Origin of the sequence: Streptomyces sp. NPDC048196, from assembly GCF_040652715.1 — a bacterium.
Taxonomy (GTDB): Bacteria; Actinomycetota; Actinomycetes; order Streptomycetales; family Streptomycetaceae; genus Streptomyces; species Streptomyces siderophoricus.
This window is the reverse complement of the sequence record NZ_JBEZMM010000041.1, coordinates 55,904-74,189: the sequence shown is the minus strand read 5'-3', so window position 1 is coordinate 74,189 and position 18,286 is coordinate 55,904. Positions and strand designations below refer to the sequence as shown.

The 18,286-nt window shown below is 72.9% G+C and carries 18 protein-coding genes and 3 tRNA genes; 8 read left to right on the top strand and 13 right to left on the bottom strand.

Going from position 1 to position 18,286, the window contains the following annotated elements:
- Nucleotides 1–344: phosphoribosylformylglycinamidine synthase subunit PurQ (locus AB0E02_RS29980; RefSeq protein ID WP_362144834.1), on the bottom strand; the 344-nt coding region annotated here is incomplete at its 3' end.
- Nucleotides 341–586, bottom strand: a complete 246-nt coding sequence (purS, locus tag AB0E02_RS29975; protein WP_030414485.1) for a phosphoribosylformylglycinamidine synthase subunit PurS — start codon at nucleotides 584–586, stop codon at nucleotides 341–343. The genes AB0E02_RS29980 and purS, both read right to left, overlap by 4 nt.
- 300 nt (nucleotides 587–886) lie before the next feature.
- Here purS and AB0E02_RS29970 point away from each other — a divergent pair, with 300 nt between their 5' ends.
- The 4 genes from AB0E02_RS29970 (at nucleotide 887) to AB0E02_RS29955 (ending at nucleotide 2,054) form a co-directional block, all read left to right on the top strand.
- Entirely contained in the window at nucleotides 887–1,207 is a 321-nt protein-coding gene (locus AB0E02_RS29970) for an Lsr2 family protein (protein ID WP_030414484.1), read from the top strand.
- Nucleotides 1,208–1,326: 119 nt separating this feature from the next.
- A tRNA-Gly gene (locus tag AB0E02_RS29965) sits at nucleotides 1,327–1,398 on the top strand.
- Between the two features lie 74 nt (nucleotides 1,399–1,472).
- Nucleotides 1,473–1,545, top strand: a tRNA-Gly gene (locus AB0E02_RS29960).
- Between the two features lie 433 nt (nucleotides 1,546–1,978).
- Nucleotides 1,979–2,054: transfer RNA gene (locus AB0E02_RS29955), tRNA-Gly, on the top strand.
- A 70-nt stretch (nucleotides 2,055–2,124) separates the two neighbouring features.
- Here AB0E02_RS29955 and AB0E02_RS29950 read toward each other — a convergent pair.
- On the bottom strand, nucleotides 2,125–3,024 hold the full coding sequence (locus tag AB0E02_RS29950) for a phosphoribosylaminoimidazolesuccinocarboxamide synthase (RefSeq protein WP_362144829.1): 900 nt from the start codon (nucleotides 3,022–3,024) through the stop codon (nucleotides 2,125–2,127).
- 87 nt (nucleotides 3,025–3,111) lie between these two features.
- Nucleotides 3,112–3,450: a DUF3140 domain-containing protein gene (locus AB0E02_RS29945; RefSeq protein WP_362144826.1), complete on the bottom strand. Its 339-nt coding sequence runs from the start codon at nucleotides 3,448–3,450 to the stop codon at nucleotides 3,112–3,114.
- A gap of 185 nt (nucleotides 3,451–3,635) precedes the next feature.
- Here AB0E02_RS29945 and AB0E02_RS29940 point away from each other — a divergent pair, with 185 nt between their 5' ends.
- Nucleotides 3,636–3,827 (top strand): DUF2795 domain-containing protein, encoded by a 192-nt coding sequence (locus AB0E02_RS29940; RefSeq protein ID WP_362144823.1) that lies wholly within the window; start codon nucleotides 3,636–3,638, stop codon nucleotides 3,825–3,827.
- Between the two features lie 66 nt (nucleotides 3,828–3,893).
- Complete coding sequence (locus tag AB0E02_RS29935; protein WP_362144820.1) at nucleotides 3,894–4,346, top strand: DUF2267 domain-containing protein; 453 nt, start codon at nucleotides 3,894–3,896, stop codon at nucleotides 4,344–4,346.
- Between the two features lie 73 nt (nucleotides 4,347–4,419).
- Here AB0E02_RS29935 and AB0E02_RS29930 read toward each other — a convergent pair whose 3' ends face one another.
- The 3 genes from AB0E02_RS29930 to purD all read right to left on the bottom strand — a co-directional run bounded on the left by AB0E02_RS29930 (nucleotide 4,420) and on the right by purD (nucleotide 9,586).
- Complete coding sequence (locus tag AB0E02_RS29930) at nucleotides 4,420–5,901, bottom strand: N,N-dimethylformamidase beta subunit family domain-containing protein (protein WP_362144817.1); 1,482 nt, start codon at nucleotides 5,899–5,901, stop codon at nucleotides 4,420–4,422.
- A 258-nt stretch (nucleotides 5,902–6,159) separates the two neighbouring features.
- Nucleotides 6,160–7,974 carry a hypothetical protein gene (locus AB0E02_RS29925; RefSeq protein WP_362144814.1) on the bottom strand — a complete coding sequence of 605 codons (1,815 nt, stop codon included), beginning with the start codon at nucleotides 7,972–7,974 and terminating at the stop codon, nucleotides 6,160–6,162.
- A 346-nt stretch (nucleotides 7,975–8,320) separates the two neighbouring features.
- Entirely contained in the window at nucleotides 8,321–9,586 is a 1,266-nt protein-coding gene (gene purD / locus AB0E02_RS29920; protein WP_362144811.1) for a phosphoribosylamine--glycine ligase, read from the bottom strand.
- A gap of 306 nt (nucleotides 9,587–9,892) precedes the next feature.
- Between purD and AB0E02_RS29915 the strand changes: the two genes are divergently transcribed.
- Complete coding sequence (locus tag AB0E02_RS29915) at nucleotides 9,893–10,654, top strand: SLATT domain-containing protein (protein WP_362144808.1); 762 nt, start codon at nucleotides 9,893–9,895, stop codon at nucleotides 10,652–10,654.
- A gap of 179 nt (nucleotides 10,655–10,833) precedes the next feature.
- Here the strand turns inward: AB0E02_RS29915 and AB0E02_RS29910 are convergent, their stop codons facing one another.
- From AB0E02_RS29910 to AB0E02_RS29890, 5 genes are all read right to left on the bottom strand, one after another.
- Complete coding sequence (locus AB0E02_RS29910; protein ID WP_030414475.1) at nucleotides 10,834–11,484, bottom strand: hypothetical protein; 651 nt, start codon at nucleotides 11,482–11,484, stop codon at nucleotides 10,834–10,836.
- 139 nt (nucleotides 11,485–11,623) lie between these two features.
- Nucleotides 11,624–12,292, bottom strand: coding sequence for a GntR family transcriptional regulator (locus AB0E02_RS29905; RefSeq protein ID WP_362144805.1), 669 nt, complete (start codon nucleotides 12,290–12,292; stop codon nucleotides 11,624–11,626).
- A 142-nt stretch (nucleotides 12,293–12,434) separates the two neighbouring features.
- A complete protein-coding gene (locus tag AB0E02_RS29900; RefSeq protein WP_362144802.1) occupies nucleotides 12,435–13,856 on the bottom strand; it encodes an aspartate aminotransferase family protein in 1,422 nt (473 codons plus the stop codon).
- A 133-nt stretch (nucleotides 13,857–13,989) separates the two neighbouring features.
- The gene (locus AB0E02_RS29895) at nucleotides 13,990–14,817 is read right to left on the bottom strand and encodes a VTC domain-containing protein (RefSeq protein ID WP_362144800.1); all 828 of its coding nucleotides are present in this window, start codon (nucleotides 14,815–14,817) and stop codon (nucleotides 13,990–13,992) included.
- Nucleotides 14,818–15,021: 204 nt separating this feature from the next.
- A complete protein-coding gene (locus AB0E02_RS29890) occupies nucleotides 15,022–16,308 on the bottom strand; it encodes an adenylosuccinate synthase (protein WP_362144797.1) in 1,287 nt (428 codons plus the stop codon).
- 236 nt (nucleotides 16,309–16,544) lie between these two features.
- Here AB0E02_RS29890 and AB0E02_RS29885 point away from each other — a divergent pair, with 236 nt between their 5' ends.
- Nucleotides 16,545–17,636, top strand: a complete 1,092-nt coding sequence (locus tag AB0E02_RS29885) for a hypothetical protein (protein ID WP_362144794.1) — start codon at nucleotides 16,545–16,547, stop codon at nucleotides 17,634–17,636.
- A gap of 58 nt (nucleotides 17,637–17,694) precedes the next feature.
- Here AB0E02_RS29885 and AB0E02_RS29880 read toward each other — a convergent pair whose 3' ends face one another.
- Complete coding sequence (locus tag AB0E02_RS29880; protein WP_362144791.1) at nucleotides 17,695–18,246, bottom strand: MarR family transcriptional regulator; 552 nt, start codon at nucleotides 18,244–18,246, stop codon at nucleotides 17,695–17,697.
- Nucleotides 18,247–18,286: the final 40 nt, after the last annotated feature.

Here is an 18,286-nt window from a genome sequence, read left to right as displayed (position 1 = left end):
TCCCGGCAGATGAAGTGCAGATGGTTGTTGCGCAGCATCGCGCCCGGCAGCAGATGCGTCTCGGTCAGCACCTGGAACCCGTTGCAGATACCCAGGACGGGAAGACCGGCCTTCGCCTGCTCGATGACGGTCTCCATCACCGGCGAAAAGCGCGAGATCGCTCCGGCGCGCAGGTAATCGCCGTAGGAAAACCCGCCGGGCAGGACCACGGCGTCGACCTGCTTGAGGTCCTTGTCACGGTGCCACAACGGCACCGCCTCGGCGCCCGCCAGAGCAACCGCGCGCTGGGTGTCGCGGTCATCGAGCGTGCCGGGGAAAGTGATCACACCGATACGCGAGGTCATGACTCGACCCGCACGGTGAAGTCTTCAATGACGGTGTTGGCGAGGAACGTCCCGGCCATCTCGTGGACCCGGGCGAGGGCGGCGTCATCGACCGGTCCCTCCACCTCTAGTTCGAATCGCTTGCCCTGACGGACATCGGCGATCCCTTCGAAACCCAGACGAGGCAGTGCGCGCTGCACCGCCTGCCCCTGCGGGTCGAGGATCTCCGGCTTGAGCATGACGTCGACTACGACGCGTGCCACTGGCACTCCCGGTGGTGTGGTGCGTAAGGCGGTGACATCACAGTACCGTGTTCGAAAATCTACGCGCATAGATATCCTGCCTGCCCGATCACGGTGCGGTATCGGGCGGAGTGCCCCCCAGGGAAAATCCTCGAAAAGATCCGGAGGCCGGATTGCGGGAAGACACGCTGACGAAATTAACTGGGCTTCACAATGCAATGCCCATCGCTGTACAAATGAAAAAGCATTGATCCCAATCAGCCGGATCCGGAGCATCACCCCACGTCAACACGGGGTCGCTCCACGAAAGGACCGATATCCGTGGCGCAGCGCGTAGTAGTAACGCTCTCCGATGACATCGACGGAGGAGAAGCCGCAGAGACGGTCGCCTTCGGATTGGACGGGAAGTCGTACGAGATCGACCTCAATCCCGCCAATGCGAAGAAACTGCGCGGCGCCCTCGCTCCGTTCGTCGAGGCCGGCCGCAAGCGGGCCAAGTCCGGCAAGGCCTACACCCGGACCGCGGTGACCCCCGACCCGGCCGCCGTCCGTGCCTGGGCCCGCTCGCACCAGATGGACGTCCCGCCGCGCGGCCGGATCCCCAAGAAGGTCTACGAGGCCTTCAACGCGGCGAACCACTAACCGACTTGCCGGCGTCCGCCGGCCCGGGCGCAGCCGACTTGCACAGCACCCCTACTGATCAGCTAGAGTCTGGAGCACGCCGAGGGGCGAGGCCGAAAGGCCGGGCCCCGAGGAGTCACGCGGGTGTAGCTCAGTAGTAGAGCGCCCCCTTTCCAAGGGGGAGGCGCAGTGTGCAATCCCTGTCACCCGCTCTGACAGTCTCGACCAGTCCTTTGGATCAGGTAGAGTAGCTGTCGCGCCACCGGTGAAAGCCGAGTGGATGCCTGCGGACGTAGCTCAGTTGGTAGAGCGCAACCTTGCCAAGGTTGAGGTCGCGAGTTCGAGCCTCGTCGTCCGCTCAGAATGAAGGCCCCGGTCCTTGTGACCGGGGCCTTCTGCATTTCCCACCGCCGCCCGGAATCGTGATCCGCGGGAATTGGCGTGATGGATGTCACGGGGCGAGTGATCGAGAGGAAGATCCGGCCCGCAGATCGTTTTCCAGGTTCCGGGCCTGTCCGACGGAGCGGACGCGGAGAGGGTGTGGGCTCTTCTTCGGGCCGTTCTTGCCGGAAGCGGTTTTGCCGGCTGGGGAGTTGGCGGTCGAGGGGGGCGAGACAGGGTGTCCGGCCGGCGCCGGGGGGCGGTGCGCGTTCGTCGCCGTCGGCGAGGGCGGGGGCCGAGCGCGGGGGCATCCGGCCCTCGGTGGCGGTCCCGGGAAGCCCACGGCGTTGGCTATAGTGGACCCCGCACCGCGCGGTGAGCGACTGGGAACAGGAGCTCGGCACGGAGCATGCGGACGTAGCTCAGTTGGTAGAGCGCAACCTTGCCAAGGTTGAGGTCGCGAGTTCGAGCCTCGTCGTCCGCTCCACAGCGGGAGAGCCCCCGGTCGGTGACCGGGGGCTCTTCCCTTTTCTGTCCGGCTGGGCGGCCGGCGGCCGTTACGACCAGCTGAGGCCGGTGAGGCGCTCGTACGCCTCGATGTACTTGGCGCGGGTGCGCTCGATGGCTTCCTGCGGGAGGGCGGGCGGCGGCTGTTCGCCGGTGCGGTCCCAGCCGGAGGCGGGCGAGGTCAGCCAGTCGCGGACGTACTGCTTGTCGAAGGACGGCTGGGGACGGCCGGGCTGCCACTGGTCGGCGGGCCAGTAGCGGGAGGAGTCCGGGGTGAGGACCTCGTCGGCCAGGGTGAGGGTGTCGCCGTCGAAGCCGAACTCGAACTTGGTGTCCGCCAGGATCAGTCCGCGTTCCCGGGCGATGTCGCGGGCCCGGGCGTAGAGGCCCAGGGTCAGCTGGCGGAGATGGGCGGCGGTCTCGGCGCCGACCTGGCGGGCGACCTCCTCGTAGGAGACGTTCTCGTCGTGGTCGCCGACCGCGGCCTTGGTCGCGGGGGTGAAGATCGGCGCGGGGAGCTCGGAGCCGTCGTCCAGGCCCTCGGGAAGCGCCAGACCGCAGACCGTGCGGGTCTGGCGGTACTCGACGAGGCCGGAGCCGGCGAGGTAGCCGCGGGCCACGCACTCGACGGGGACCATCCGCAGCGACTTGCAGACCAGGGTGCGGCCCGCCCAGTCGGCCGGGGCGCCGGCCGGGAGCTCGGTGGACAGCACGTGGTCGGCGGCCAGGTCGGAGAGCTGGTCGAACCACCACAGGGACAGCTGGGTGAGCACCCGGCCCTTGTCGGGGATCTCGCTGGGCAGCACCCAGTCGTAGGCGGACATACGGTCGCTGGCGACCATGATCAGCTCACCGGCGGCGTTCTGGTAGAGGTCGCGCACCTTGCCGGTGTGGAGGTGGGTGAGCCCCGGGACCTCCACGGGCTCAGGCTTTTCTACAAAACCGGACACGCTTCCTCCGCGTAGGTTGATCCAGGAGTCGTACCGATTCTCCCGTACGCCGAGGTACGGCGATGTCGCAGGGGTGGGAGTGCCCGTCTAGGCCGGCTTGAGGGGGTCGTGGCCGATGCTCATCAGGCCGTGGCGCCAGGAGTCGCCGCCGGCCTGGGGGTCGCGGGAGGCGTCCCGTTGGGAGCGGATGGTGTCGCAGACCCGCTCCATGATCCGCGCGTCGTCCTCCGTGAGGTCGGTACGGCGCTTGCCCAGGATTCCCAGGACCCGGCGGCCGGTGGGCTTGCCGGCCCGGTCGGGGACCTCCTCGGTCTCCTCGCCCGCCGCGTCGGTGCTCAGCCAGTCCTGCAGCTCGCGCGAGGTCATATTGACCAGGGCGTGGAACTCGTTCCAGAGCGTGTCGCTCACGGGCCCGGACTCCGCCATGACATGCCTCCTGAAAGTCGGCCGTAGGTCGGGATCTGTCGATGGGTTCCCGGCGTCCGGTGGCGACAAACCCGGAAGAAAGGGGTGCTCCGGCGGGCGGGGCAGACGGGCGGCCGGTTGGGCTCTTGAGGTGGATTGCGGGCGGCGGCGGTACGGGCCGCGCGCGGGCGGTTATCCCTCCCCGCATGAAGGTGAACCCCATCGAAATGCAGAAGTGCCTCGGCGGCGTCGAGTACCCCGCTTCGAAGGACGAGATCGTCAACGAGGCCGGTCGCCACGGCGCCGGCAAGGACATCATGGACGCGCTGAAGAAGCTGCCGGCCAAGGAATACCCCTCCCCGGCGGAGGTCAGCAAGGAAATCGGCAAGGAGAGCTGAATCACCCCGCCCGTGATGGGCGGCGCGTGCCCCGGGTAGGCGACGGCTGGGAAGGGAGGCGGAACCATGCAGCATCACGAGTTCCTCGCTCTGGTGCAGGAGCGCGCCTCACTGCCGGACCGGGGCGCGGCAGAACGGGCGGTCCGTTCGACGCTGGAGACGGTGGCCGAGCGGGTACCGGCCGGGCTGGCCCGGCACATCGCGGCGCAGTTGCCGCACGAACTGGCAGGTCATCTGACCCGGGAGCCGCAGCAGGCCGGGAGTTCCGCCGGACCTTCGGCGGAACGGCCCGGCGGGGCGGCCGCTCCGGGCGACGGCGAGCGCTTCGACCTCACGGTCTTCGCCGCGCGGGTCGCCTGGCGCGGCGGGGTCTCCGAGCAGGCGGCCCTCCAGGAGGCGGCGGCGGTCTTCGAGGTGCTGGACGCCGCGCTGGCTCCGGAACTGATGGAGCGGCTGAGCCACTCACTGCCGCACGACATCCGGGAGCTGCTGCCCACCACCAGGGCGGAGGACGCCTGAGACGACCACGGACCTCGCACGGGGCGGGCCTTCGGGCCCGCCCCGGTCGCGTACGGGGGCCGGGGCGCGGCTCCTAGTCCCGTTTGCAGATGCGGTCGAGGAGGTTGGCGGTGGCGCGCTGGATGCGTTCGTCGACGTGGCCGGGGCGGTCCAGGGCGGGGGACCAGGCGAAGGTGCCGGAGGCGAAGACCAGGGCGCCGCTGGGGGCGCGGTAGAGGGAGGTCTCCTGGTGGCGGCGGGCGCCTTCACCGTCGCGGTACGGGGAGTGCGCGAGCAGGATGCGGCGGGTGTGGTCGGGGAGGCTGGTGCGCGGGAAGTAGCGGTCGGCCTCGCCGGCGACCAGGCCGGGGAGCTCATCGCCTTCGTGCGCGCCGGTGGCCTCCCAGAGCCAGTGGTCGCCGTTGCGGACGATCAGCGGGGCCGGCTCGGGGACCCGGCCGGCGTACTGGATGCCCATCAGGCGCTGCTCGGGGTCGCCCAGCTCGCGCCACAGGGCGGGGCGGCCGGGGCCCTGGCGTTTTCGGCAGGTGAGCAGGGAGTCGGGGCTGCCCGAGGGGGACGGGGCGAGCTCGACCTGCCAGTACATGGTGTTGGCGGAGAGGAAGACCAGGGAGGTGCCGGTGTCCCGGGCCAGCTCGACCGTGCGGCGCATCGGCACCGACCAGTACTCGTCGTGGCCGGGGAAGACCAGGCCGCGGTAGCGGGACGGATCGACCCGGCCGGCGTGCAGGTCGCGGGCATCGGCGTAGGCGAGGTCGTAGCCGTAGCGCTCGGCCCAGCGGATGAAGTCGTAGGCGTGGCCCACATGGAGGGGGAGGCCGGCGCCGGCGTAGGGGCGGTCGAAGGAGACGGTGGTGGCGGCGTCCTGCTCGCCCAGCAGCGCGCCCTTCTCGTCCCACGCGTGGTAGAGGCTGGCGCCCGTACGGCCGTCCTCGGGGAAGAGGTTGTACGCCTGCCAGGTGATGTCGGGCAGGAGCAGCAGGAGGTCGGCGGGGCGGTCGTCGCGGACCGTGAAGGGGATGTGGGAGCGGCAGCCGTCGGCGGTGGTCAGGACCGCGACGTAGGCGCCGAGCCGCCAGTACGCGGGGACCTGGAGGCGCCAGGACTGCCACCAGTGGTGGCAGGAGACGGTGCGGCCGGCGGCCATCGGGGGCGGCTGGACGATGCCCGACAGCCGGGGGCTGGTGGTGATCTTGGAGGCGCCGGTGCCGGCGTAGTGGCCGATGCGGTAGACGTCGATGCTGAACGGCTGGGGCGGGTCGACCGACACCCGGAAGTCGATGGCCTCGCCGGGCGCCACCGCGCCGGTATTGGCGAAGCCCTTGATCTGGCCGTGGACGTCATCGGCGGTGCGCGGGCCGTTGAGCTTGCGGGGCGTGGGCACCCGCAGATCGCCCTGGGCAACGGCGGGGTCGACGTACCAGGGGATGATGCGGCCGGATTCGAAGTAGTTCTCGCTGCCGCGCAGCCAGGGCAGTGGGCCCTGGCCGAACGGGTCCGTGACCGCGTGGGCGAGGGCGCCCGACTCCCAGCGCCTGATCTGTTCCGTCGCCACCTTCCACTCCCCTCCCGCGTCCCCCACCGGCGGCGGCCGATCGGGCCGGTGTTGCGTCCGGCCGGGTGAACCCGGCCGTCCCCCAGCACATCACATTACGCACTTGCTCCGTCACCCTTCGTCGTGAATTTAGATGCCTTTGGCTCCGAATCACGAACGAACTGGAGGCGTGCGGCCGGCGACCCGGTCGCGTCGGCCGCCCGTCAGCGCCGGCCAGCACACCTCAGCCGGTGCGGCGAGGCCCTGCACGGCCCCGCGTCACACCAGGCGGACGGGCTTCTCCGGGCGCACGCCGACCGTCGTCAGCCAGCCGCGGAGCGGGCCCGCGTCGCCGTCGTCGACCAGGCTGAGCACCGGGCTGCCCAGGTCGGCCCGGCGGGCCCCGTCGACCAGCAGCGCCGGGCCGTCGAGCCAGTCCAGACCGGGGACCGCGCCGGCGGTGTCCACGGCGGCGCAGCAGACCATGGCCGTGACGTGGTCGGCGAGCAGCTCCCGGCCCGTCCGGGGCGGTTGCAGCGGGAACAGCGGCAGGCCGCCCTCGGCCAGACCGTCGCCCCAGGCCACGCCCGCCGCGGCGTCCTCGGCCAGGCAGCCGCGGGCGGCCTGGCGGGCCGCCTCCTCGCGCTCCTCGCGCTCGACCTCCGCGCCCAGCCGGGCGGCGACCAGGTCGCCGGCGTGCGCGTCATGGGCGAGCCGGTCGATGACCCGGTCGAGCGTCGGGCCCGGCGGCACGGTGGGCGCGGACGGCGGGCCGCCGGGGCGCCCGTCGCCGGGCCGGTGGTCGGCCGGGCCGCCGCGCCCCGCAGGGGGACCGGCCGGGCCGCCGGCGTACGAGAAGGTCGGGGCGGGGGACGGCTCCACCGGGGGCGGGGCCGGTGCGGGGCCGAGCGCCGGGGCCGGGAGGTCGTCGAGGACGCGGTGGAGGCGGGCGGCCTCCAGGCGCCACTTCCGGTCCACGACCTCTTCCGGGTACTGGTTCCAGCCGACCGGGGACCAGTCGGGTCCGGTCTCGGCCGGGCCGCCGTGGAACAGCCGGGCGGCCAGCAGGGAGGCGGCGCGGTCGATGGCGCCGGGCTCCTCCAGGAGGTCGCAGGCCGGGCGCTCGCCCAGCCGGGAGGCGAAGCCGTCGGCGAGGCGGTCGCGGCGGGAGAGCTCGGTGAGCGCGGAGACCACGCCGGCGTCCAGGCGGGACGGCCAGCGGCCCATCCGCCAGGCGGGCAGCGCGACCCGGGTCAGCAGCCGGTCCCAGCCCGCGTAGGCCAGTCCGACCTGCTCCTGGGCGACGATCCGCAGGCCGTAGTCGACGGTCTGGGCGCGCTCGGAGGCGGCGGCCGCGACGGCCCGCTCCATGATCGTGGCGTGCTCGCGGCAGGCGCGGAGCAGCAGCCGGGCCACCTTGCCGACGAAGCGGAGCGCCGGGCCCCGCAGCGGGCCCCGGGCCCGGGCGGCGACCGCGACGGCGGCGTCCAGGCCGCGGATGAAGCGGCGGGCGGCGGCTATGTCCGGATGCGCGGACGGGCCCGTGCCGGCCACTACGGGGGCCAGCAGGGCACGCAGCTCGGCGACCCGCATCCACCACAGGAACGGCGAGCCGATCACCAGGACCGGGGCCTCGGCGGACCGGCGCCCGGCACCGGGCTCGGGCCCGCCGGCGCCGTGGGGCGGGCCGTGCGCGCGGTGCGTACGGTCCTCCAGCCAGCTGTCGCAGTCCGGGGTGAGGGCTATGGCGGAGGGCGCGGGGACCTCCAGCCGGTCGGCCAGGTCACGCACGAGGCGGTAGAGGTCCGGGGCGGATTCCTCGGCGATCGGCACGGAGGGGCTGAGCGCCGGCCGGGCGCGCGCGACCACGGCCCCGACCAACGCGGCCAGGAGCAGGCCGACCAGCGCGAGACCGCCGGCCACCCAGCCGGCCGGGTCCCAGCCCGCGCCGAGACGGCCGGTCGCCCGGCCGACGGCCAGCACCACCGCCACCGCCGCGGGCAGCAGCGCCACGGCCAGCGCGGCGCCGCGGATCCGCAGCACGGCGAGGGCACGGGCACGCGCCGCCAGGACGCCTGTTTCCGGACTTGCCACGAGCCTGTACACCCCCTGCTGTCCTGATGGAGCCGGACGGAGAGAACAGTGGACGGACGCCTTCGAACATTGCGCGTTGTGGTGCGAGCGAGCTCACTCACCACCACTCTGGCACCGGCCACTGACATCGCAATGCCGGTGAGCCACTTGCCGGACGTCCCCGTGGCCACCGCACCGGCATCGGACGCGGCGGCCGCAGGACGCTTGCGCGGCACCCTAGTTGGGGGGCTCCGTCCCGTCAGCCGGAATCTGGCGTGGTCACTCGATGGAATGGCTTTGGGCAAAGCCGGGAACCGGCGGTGGGGCGCCGTGGGCCCGGGGGTGCGGGGCCCACGGCGCGGGCGTCTCAGGCGCCCGGGGCCTCCGCGGCGGCCTTCGCGGCGATGTCCGTGCGGTGCTGGGAGCCGTCGAGGGAGATCCGGTCCACGGCCCGGTAGGCGCGCTCGCGGGCGGTGGCGAGGTCGGGGCCGGCGGCGGTGACGGACAGCACCCGGCCGCCCGCGCTGCGCACCGCGCCGGCCTCGTCGAGCTTGGTGCCGGCGTGCAGCACGTACGCGTCGGGGGCGTCCTGCGCGGCGACCTCGGCCAGGCCCTCGATGACGTCGCCGGTGCGCGGGGTGTCCGGGTAGTTGTGGGAGGCGATGACGACCGTGACGGCCGCGTCGTCGCTCCAGCGCAGCGGCGGCAGGGCGGCGAGGTTGCCGGTGGCGGCGGCCCGCAGCAGCCCGCCGAGCGGCGTCTTGAGGCGGGCCAGGACGACCTGGGTCTCCGGGTCGCCGAAGCGGGCGTTGAACTCGATCACCCGGACCCCGCGGGAGGTGATCGCCAGACCGGCGTAGAGCAGACCGGAGAACGGGGTGCCGCGGCGGCGCAGCTCGTCGACGGTGGGCTGCAGCACGCTCGCCATGACCTCGTCGACCAGCTTCGGGTCGGCCCAGGGCAGCGGGCTGTACGCGCCCATGCCGCCGGTGTTGGGGCCCTCGTCGCCGTCGTAGGCGCGCTTGAAGTCCTGGGCGGGCTGGAGCGGGACGACGGTCTCGCCGTCGGTGATCGCGAAGAGCGAGACCTCGGGCCCGTCGAGGAACTCCTCGATGACCACGCGGTCGCAGGCCAGCGCGTGGGCGCGGGCGGTGTCCACGTCGTCGGTCACCACGACGCCCTTGCCGGCCGCCAGCCCGTCGTCCTTGACCACGTACGGCGCGCCGAAGGCGTCCAGGGCCTCGTCGATCTCTTCCGGGGTGGTGCAGACGTAGCTGCGGGCGGTCGGGACGGCCGCGGCGGCCATCACGTCCTTGGCGAAGGCCTTGGAGCCCTCCAGCTGGGCGGCGTCGGCCGACGGGCCGAAGACCGGGATGCCGCGCTCGCGGACCGCGTCCGCGACGCCCGCCACCAGGGGGGCCTCGGGACCGACGACGACCAGGTCGGCCGCCAGGCCCGCGGCCAGGTCGGCGACGGCCCGGCCGTCGAGGGCGTCGACCCGGTGCAATTCGGCCACCTCGGCGATGCCGGCGTTGCCGGGGGCGCAGTGCAGCGCGGTGACGTCGGGGTCGAGGGACAGAGAGCGGCACAGGGCGTGTTCGCGGGCGCCGCCGCCGATGACGAGGACCTTCACGACAGGCAGCCTAGACGAGTGGCGCGGACGGCCGGACGGCGGACGGGCGGTCCGGAAACCGTCCGTCGCCGCGGCGGCGACTCTTTCGGGTGAGATTCCGCGCCGTCCCCTACCCGACGCCGCACCACTTCTGGGCGGAAATAGCGTCGTGATCTTGGAGCTGGGGCCAGCCGTTCGGCGGTAGGAAGGGGGCGGCGCGCGACGGCCCTCCCGTACTCCCCCGCAGCCCGAAAGGCCTGGGAGGGAGCCCCGTCGCAGGCACCGTACGTATCCGTTCCGCAGAGCGCGCAGAGAGGGAGTGCCCGGGTGAGTCAGCCGGAGATGCAGCCCGAGGGGCCCCCTCAGCAGGAGGGCCGCCCGCTCCGCCGGTACGGCGTCCGGGGCCGGGCCCGCCGGGACGTCGCCGGGCGGGCCTTCCCGGCGGGCGGCTGGCGCGAGCCGGGCGACCGCCTCGACGCGCTCTACCTCTGGACCGAGAACGGCGCGCTGCGCGCCGCCGACTGGTACCTGCACGACCGGCTGGCCAAGCGCCGCGGCGCCCGGGCGCTCCGGCTGGGTGCCGCGGCCGGGGTCACGGGGGGCGGGGTGCTGCCGCTGCTGGACCTGGCCGGGGTGTGGGAGGGCGGGGCGCCCTGGGGTTGTCTGTCGCTGTTGCTGGCGGCGGTGTGCGTGGGCTGCGACCGGTATTTCGGGATGACGGCCGGCTGGATGCGGGACCTGGCGACCGCGCAGGCGATCCACCGGCGGCTGGAGGCGCTGCAGTTCGACTGGGCGTCGGAGGGCGTGCGCGAGGTGCTCGGCCCGACGGAGGGCACCGCGAGCGAGGCGGCCGAGCGCTGTCTGGGGCTGCTCCGGCGGTTCAACGAGGACCTCGGGGAGCTGGTGCGGACCGAGACCGCCGACTGGATGGCGGAGTTCCGGACCGGCCCGGTGCCGCGGGCCACCCAGTCCATGGCACCGTGGGCGGCCCCCCGCCAGGAGCATCCCGGATCCCCGGGCCGGTACGCGCTGCCGCACCGCGGCCGCCCGAACATGCCGCGCCAGCGGCCGCCGGAACCGCCGCGCTGAGGGAGCCGGGCGGCGACGGCGGGCGGGGCGGCGACACGGCGCGCCCCCGCCGCATCAGCCGAAGACGCCGGATCGGCCGAAGCCGACGCATCAGCCGAAGACGACCGGTCAGCCGAGCCGACCGATCAACTGAAGACGACCGATCACCTGAAGACGACCGGTCAGCTGAAGACGACCGGTCAGCTGAAGACGATCATCGAGCCCTGGCCCAGGCTGCGGGTCGCCGCCGCGTGCAGGCCGAGCCAGACATGGCGCTCCCGGGCGAACGGGCCGTCGTCCATGGGCACCGCGCCCGCCCGCTCCTCCAGAGAGGTCGGCCCGGCCGGCGGCTCCGGCGCGGCCGGCGGATTGGCCGGATCGATACCCAGGGATGGCGCAACCAGTTCCAGGTCCCGCAGCAGACCGTGCGAGGACCCCAGCGGACCGCCGCCCTCCAGCAGTTCGTCGTTGGCGAGCGGATGCGGGAAGTCGACCGGGACGTACGCGCCCGCGTGGTCGTAGTGCCAGACCAGGTGGGACTGCTGTGCGGTGGTCTCGAACATCTCCAGCAACTGCTCGTAGTCACCGCCCAGTTCGTCGACCGGGGTGACCTCCAGGCCGCACAGCCGCAGCAGGTAGGCGCGGCGCAGGAAGTGCAGTGCGTCGTAGTCGAAGCCCGCGATGGGGGCGACGTCCCCGGACAGGCCCGGCATGTAGCTGAAGACCGGGACCGGTGGCAGTCCCGCTTCCGTCAGGGCCTTGTCGTAGGCGGCGATCTCTTCGGAGAACGGGTTGTCGGGGCTGTGGCACAGCACATCGACGAGGGGTACCAGCCACAGGTCACATGCCACGGGTGAGGACTCGCTTCCGGTCGGGGACAGGGACACCGGCGCACGCACAGCTACGGGTGCGGCCCATTACGGCCGAGTCGGGACAGCGTAGTGCCCGCGGCGCCATCCGACGAGAGCGGGCGCACCGGGCGGTTACCGGCTAACGGACCAGGGCCAGCGCGTGCGCGTTGTACTCGGCGATCAGCCGCTGGGCGGCGGACAGGTCGCGCCGGACCAGGGCGTCGGCCAGGGCGCAGTGGCCCTGCCACAGGCGGTTGGTGAGGTCCGGGGCGCGGCGCAGCAGCGGCACCGCGTACATCCAGGTCTGGACCCGGATGCGGTCCAGGAAGTCGCTGATGTAGGCGTTGTTCACGATGTTGCCGAGCTCGCGCCAGAACCGCAGGTCGTAGCCGATGAGCACGTCCAGGTCGCCGGCCCGGGCGGCGCGCTCGGCCTCGTCGGCGCGGCGCCGGATGGAGATCAGCACCTCGGCGGGGGTGGCGGCGAGCGCCTCCTGGGCGCCGCTGCGGAAGATCCCCTCGATGACCAGGGTGCGGGCCTCGACCATGGCCCGGAAGTCGTCGGCGGTGAAGGCGTGCACCTTGAAGCCGCGGTGCTGTTCGACGTCGAGCAGCCCCTGGGCGCAGAGGTCGAGCAGCGCCTCGCGGACCGGGGTCGCGGAGACGCCGTACTGCTCGGCGATCTCCTTGACGGTGAACGGGTGGCCGCACGGCAGCCGGCCCGCCAGGACCTCGTCGCGCAGGGCGTCGGCGATCTGCTGACGCAGCGTGCTGCGACGTATGACTGTGCTGTCTCCGCCGGCAGCCATCGTGTGCGTCTCCTTCGCGGTCCCTGACCGCGGGTGGCAGCGGCCCCCGCCAACCATAGGCGAGGGCCGCGGGGTGCCGCTCCGCGCGGCGGCCGCTCAGGCGGTGGGGTGCGCGCCGGCGCCGTGCACTGCGGGCCTGGCCTCAGTGCGTGTGCGCGTCCGCCGCGGTCAGCGCCTCGTCGAGGGCGGTGAGGCCCTCCTTGGCCTCGGCCTCGGTGATCGTGCAGGCCGGGACGACGTGGGTGCGGTTCATGTTGACGAACGGCCACAGCCCGCCGCGCTTGCAGGCCGCGGCGAATTCGGCCATCGGGGCGTTGGCCGCGCCGGACGCGTTGTACGGCACCAGCGGCTCGCGGGTCTCCTTGTTCTTGACCAGGTCGAGGGCCCAGAAGACGCCCAGGCCGCGGACCTCGCCGACGGACGGGTGCCGCTCGGCGATCGCGCGCAGGGCCGGCCCGATGACCTTCTCGCCGATCTCCGCGGCGTTCTCCACGATCCGCTCCTCGGCCATCGCGTTGATCGTCGCGACGGCGGAGGCGCAGGCCAGCGGGTGGCCGGAGTACGTCAGCCCGCCCGGGTACGGCCGCGTCTCGAAGGTCGCGGCGATCTCGGCGCTGATCGCGACGCCGCCCAGCGGGACGTAACCGGAGTTGACGCCCTTGGCGAAGGTGAGCAGGTCGGGGGTGACGCCGAAGTGGTCGGCGGCGAACCAGTGGCCCGTGCGCCCGAAGCCGGCCATGACCTCGTCGAGGATGAAGACGATGCCGTAGCGGTCGCAGATCTCGCGGACCCCGGCGAGGTAGCCGGCCGGCGGGACCATGATGCCGGCGGTGCCCGGGACGGTCTCCAGGATGATCGCGGCGACCGACTGCGGCCCCTCGAAGGCGATGGTCTGCTCCAGGTGCGCCAGGGCGCGCTCGCACTCCTGCTGCTCGTTCTCCGCGTGGAAGGGCGAGCGGTACAGGAACGGGCCCCAGAAGTGGACCACGCCGGCGGAGGCGGTGTCGGAGGGCCAGCGGCGCGGGTCGCCGGTCAGGTTGATCGCGGCGGCGGTCGCGCCGTGGTACGAGCGGTAGGCGGACAGCACCTTGGCGCGGCCGGTGTGCAGCCGGGCCATCCGGACGGCGTTCTCCACGGCCTCGGCGCCACCGTTGGTGAAGAAGATCTTGTCGAGGTCGCCGGGGGTGCGCTCGGCGATCAGCCGCGCGGCCTCGGACCGTACGTCCACCGCGAACCCGGGCGCGAGCGTGCACAGCTTCCCGGCCTGCTCCTGGATCGCCGCGACGACCTTGGGGTGCTGGTGGCCGATGTTGGTGTTGACCAGCTGGGAGGAGAAGTCGAGGTACCGGTTGCCGTCGTAGTCCCAGAAGTACGACCCCTCGGCGCCGGCGATCGGCAGCGGGTCGATCAGGCCCTGCGCGGACCAGGAGTGGAAGACGTGGGCGCGGTCGGCGGCCTTGACCGCCCGCCCGTCGCCCACCCCCACCCTTCCCTGGGAGCGCTTCGCGCTGCTGTTGTCATCGGCGGCGGGATCGGCGGCGGAAGAGGGGTGCGTCGTGGTCACGGTCAGTACCTCGGATCGGGTCGCTCGGGTCCGCCGAGGGATGGGCACGGCGAACGTCCCCAGCGTAGGGATCACGGTTCGCGCCCTGTACCGACAGTCTGTATGGCGCTCACCACGCCCACGGACACACTGTCTACGGCCTGGAGGAAGCTACGGGACCGCGCGCCCGCCCGCGGCCGGGAAGGCCGTCCGCACCGCGCGCTGCCAGTGCGCGGCGGTCAGCTCCGGGCGGAGCGCCGAAAGCCCGGCCGCAGTACTTGGTGAAGTCGGCGGCCCGGACGCCGTGGCCGTGCAGCAGCCGGTCGGCCGCGGTCGGCCGGCCGGTGGTCCGGGTCTCGACGAGGACCAGCCCGCCGTCGGCCCGTACCGTGCGGCCGGTCGTCAGGTCCTGGCAGAGCAGCGCCGCGTCGCAGGTGATGCGCTGGCCGTCCGCGACGAAGGTGGTGCGGGTGTAGGCGGTCTCCAGCAAGTGGCCCAGGTCCGTGGGGGCGGCGATGCCGTACGAACGCTCCAGTACGGCGGCCAGGAAACCGCGCGGGGCGGCGCCGAGGACCGGGTCACCGGGCAGCAGTGGCTGCCGGTGCTTGACCGTCTCGCCGCGCCGTCCCTTGAGCTTGATCTCGAACTGCCGCACCCCGGTGTCCTCGTAACGCCGCTCGCGGATCAGGTAGCCGGACCGGCCGCCCTCCCGGTGGTCGTGAAAGAAGCGCAGGTCAGGGGTGTCGTAGTGGACCGAGCGACAGCGGAACCAGCGCCGCCCGTTGATGCACAGCACGGCGAACGGACCACCGGGCCGGCGCCGGTCGGTCAGCTCGGCGGCGAAGGCGGCGAAGACCTCGACCGGGACGAGGTAACTGTGCCCGAAGCGGCTGCGGAGCTCGGCCCGCGCCTGGACGTCGGCGAGCGGTACCGGACGCGCGGCCATGGCGGCGCGGGCGAGGGCTCGTAACGCGGGAATCACACGGTCTCCTTCGCGGGCGGTCGGAACGGGCGATCGTGCGTGCGGGCGAACGGGCGGTGCGCGTGCTCGTTCTACGTTCCACAACCGCGCCGAGTTCCGCCACACGGAATCCGACATCCACTAAGGCCGGATCTCGACCACGAACGCCAAGGGCCCGCCCCCGTCCTCTGCGGACGGTGCGCGGGCCCTTGGCTCAAGCGATGCCTACGACAGGAAAGAGTTGATCTCGATCGTCTCGTCGCGGCCGGGGCCGACGCCGATGGCGGAGATCGGGGCGCCGGACATTTCCTCCAGTGCCTTGACGTAGTTCTGCGCGTTCTTCGGCAGGTCGGAGAAGGACTTCGCCTTGGTGATGTCCTCGGACCAGCCCGGCAGGGTCTCGTAGATCGGCTTCGCGTGGTGGAAGTCGGACTGCGAGTAGGGCAGTTCCTCGACGCGCTTGCCGTCGATCTCGTACGCCACACAGACCGGGATCTGCTCCCAGCCGGTGAGGACGTCGAGCTTGGTGAGGAAGAAGTCGGTCAGGCCGTTCACGCGGGTCGCGTAGCGGGCGATGACCGCGTCGAACCAGCCGCAGCGGCGGTCGCGGCCGGTGGTGACGCCCCGCTCGCCGCCGATGCGGCGCAGGGCCTCGCCGTCCTCGTCGAAGAGCTCGGTGGGGAACGGGCCGGCGCCGACGCGGGTGGTGTACGCCTTGAGGATGCCGATGACCCGGCTGATCTTCGTCGGGCCGACGCCGGTGCCCGTGCAGGCGCCGCCGGCGGTCGGGTTCGAGGACGTCACGAAGGGGTAGGTGCCGTGGTCGATGTCCAGCAGCGTGCCCTGGCCGCCTTCGAAGAGGACGACCTTGTCCTCGTCGAGGGCGTTGTTGAGGATCAGGGTGGTGTCGGCGACGTAGCCCTTGATCTGGTCGGCGTAGCCGAGCAGCTCCTCGACGACCTGGCCGGCCTCGATGGCGCGGCGGTTGTAGAGCTTGGTCAGCAGCTGGTTCTTGACGTCGAGCGCCGCCTCGACCTTCTGCGTCAGGATCGACTCGTCGTAGAGGTCCTGGACGCGGATGCCGACGCGGTTGATCTTGTCGGCGTAGGTCGGGCCGATGCCGCGGCCGGTGGTGCCGATCTTCCGCTTGCCGAGGAACCGTTCCGTCACCTTGTCGACGGTGATGTTGTACGGCGTGATCAGGTGCGCGTTACCGCTGAGCAGCAGCTTGGACGTGTCGACGCCGCGCTCGTTGAGTCCGCTCAGCTCGGAGAGCAGGACCGCCGGGTCGACGACGACACCGTTGCCGATGACCGGGGTGCACCCCGGCGAGAGGATTCCGGAGGGGAGGAGATGCAGCGCGTACTTCTGGTCGCCCACGACGACCGTGTGGCCGGCGTTGTTGCCGCCCTGGTAGCGCACCACGTAATCGACGGATCCACCGAGCAGGTCGGTGGCCTTCCCCTTGCCCTCATCACCCCACTGAGCACCGAGCAGCACAAGTGCGGGCACAGGCGTACACCCCTTCCGGGCGGGGCATGTCCAACGTGCGTGGATGGCGTGGCGTTGCGTGTTCACGCGTCCGTCATCGCTGCAGCCGTCGAACCGGTGCCCCGGAATAGACGAAGCCCCTGGCGCAATAGCGCAAGGGGCTCTTGCACCGAGATGCTACCTGAGGAAGGACCGAGGTGTCGGCGCAGCCTTCTGGGCACTCTCCCGTGGACTCCGTTCGGGGGTACCCCCTGCTCGTGGTCATCGATCCGGTCGCGCGCAGTACGGACGGGGAGTCTGTCCGGATCGCGCGGGATGTGCTGTGTGCGGGCGCGGGGGGTTCGGGGGCGAAGATCTGCCTGCCGGAGGGGCCGGAGGAGTTCGCGCGGGCGCTGGCCCGGCGGGGTCAGCGGCGGCCGGTGGTGATCGGCGACGACCGGGCGCTGCTGCGGGTCGTGGGACTGCTGCACAAGGAGCGGGAGCTGGCCGGGGTGCCGGTGTCGATGGTCCCGGTGGGGGCGCCGGCGGCGGTGGCGCTGAGCCGCTCGCTGGGCGTTCCGCAGGACACCGTCGCCGCGGCGCGGACGGTGCTGGACGGCGCGGAGCGGGCGATGGACCTGCTCACGGACGACAGCGGCGGGATCGTGCTGGGCGGGCTGCGGATCCCGTGCGGGCGGGACGGCGGACGGAACGGCGGACGGCGGGCGGCGGCCGGCCCGGGACACCGGGTGTTCGTGCCGGGTGCGGCCGGTCCGGTGGATGCCGGGGAGCACACGGAGGGTGCGGTGGGCGCGGTGGGTCCGGGGCCCGCCGGGTCGGACGGGGTGTCGGCCGCGGTGCCGGGCGCCGACGGGCACCGGCCGTGGTGGGGGCCGGCCGCCCGGACCGCGCGGACGGCGCTGGCGCTGCTGGCACCGGCGGCCGGGTTCTGGGGGGCGTCCCGTACGGAGGCCGGGGCGGCGGGCGGGCGGCGCGTGCGGGTGCCGCAGCAGCGGCTGCGGATCGAGGCGGACGGGGTGCTGCTGGCGGACCTGGACCGGCCGGTGCGCGGGGTGTCGGTGGTGCCGGGCGGGCAGGCCGGGGCGGGGTGGCCGGGGGCCGGGACCGGTCGCGGCGCGGGCGCCGGCGACGGTCAGGGGGACGGCCGGGACGGCGGCGGGGAGCTGGCCGAGGTGGTGGTGCACTGGCCGGGCGGCGGGCATCCGGTACGGGCCCGGGCGCGGGCCGTGACGGTGTCCGGCGCGGACTTCCACTACCGGGCGGACGCGGTGGTCGGCGGGCCGGTGCGGACCCGTACGTGGACGGTGCAGCCGGGGGCCTGGCGGCTGCAGCTGCCGCGGCGGGGGTAGCTGGGAGCGGGTGAGGCTCTCCACACCGCGGTGAGCGGTGAGCCGTTGGCCGCCCCGCTCAGCCGTCGGCGTCGTGGTAACCGGCGCGCAGCTGGTCGCGGTGGTCGCGCCAGCGGTCCAGCAGGGCGGGCAGCTCCTTCTGCAGGAACGCGAAGAAGACCAGGGTCTCGTTGAGCCGGCGGCCGGCCGGGGAGTCGGGGCCGAGGCTCTCCACGCCCTCGCGCAGGGTGCCCTCCCAGCGGGCGATGACGTTCTCCCGGCGGGTCAGCGCCTCGTACCACTGATCACTGTGCACGCGGTAGCGGTCGCGGCGGGAGCCCGGCTCGCGCTCGCGGCTGATCATGTCGACCTGGGAGAGGTAGCGCACCGCGCCGGACACCGCGGCGGGGCTGATCTGGAGCCGTTCGCCCAGCTCGGCGGAGGTCAGCACGCCGGAGTCGGAGGCGAGCAGGCAGGCGAAGACGCGGGCCGGCATGCGGGCCATCCCGGCGTCCACCATCTGGGCCGCGAACCGTTCGACGAACTGGGAGATCGCCTCCTGGGCGCGCGGGTCGGCGGTCCGCCGCCCGTCGCCGCCGTCCGTACCGGCCGCAGGTTCCGCATTGCTCATGTCCCGATCCTCTCCCCTGATCAGCGCCACCCCGCCCAAC

Bases quoted from the DNA above. Each gene is read 5' to 3' on its own strand.
- AB0E02_RS29935 (WP_362144820.1), top strand. From the start codon at position 3,894: ATGCAGCATCACGAGTTCCTCGCTCTGGTGCAGGAGCGCGCCTCACTG.
- AB0E02_RS29945 (WP_362144826.1), bottom strand. From the start codon at position 3,450: ATGGCGGAGTCCGGGCCCGTGAGCGACACGCTCTGGAACGAGTTCCAC.
- AB0E02_RS29880 (WP_362144791.1), bottom strand. From the start codon at position 18,246: ATGAGCAATGCGGAACCTGCGGCCGGTACGGACGGCGGCGACGGGCGG.
- AB0E02_RS29940 (WP_362144823.1), top strand. From the start codon at position 3,636: ATGAAGGTGAACCCCATCGAAATGCAGAAGTGCCTCGGCGGCGTCGAG.
- AB0E02_RS29905 (WP_362144805.1), bottom strand. From the start codon at position 12,292: ATGGCTGCCGGCGGAGACAGCACAGTCATACGTCGCAGCACGCTGCGT.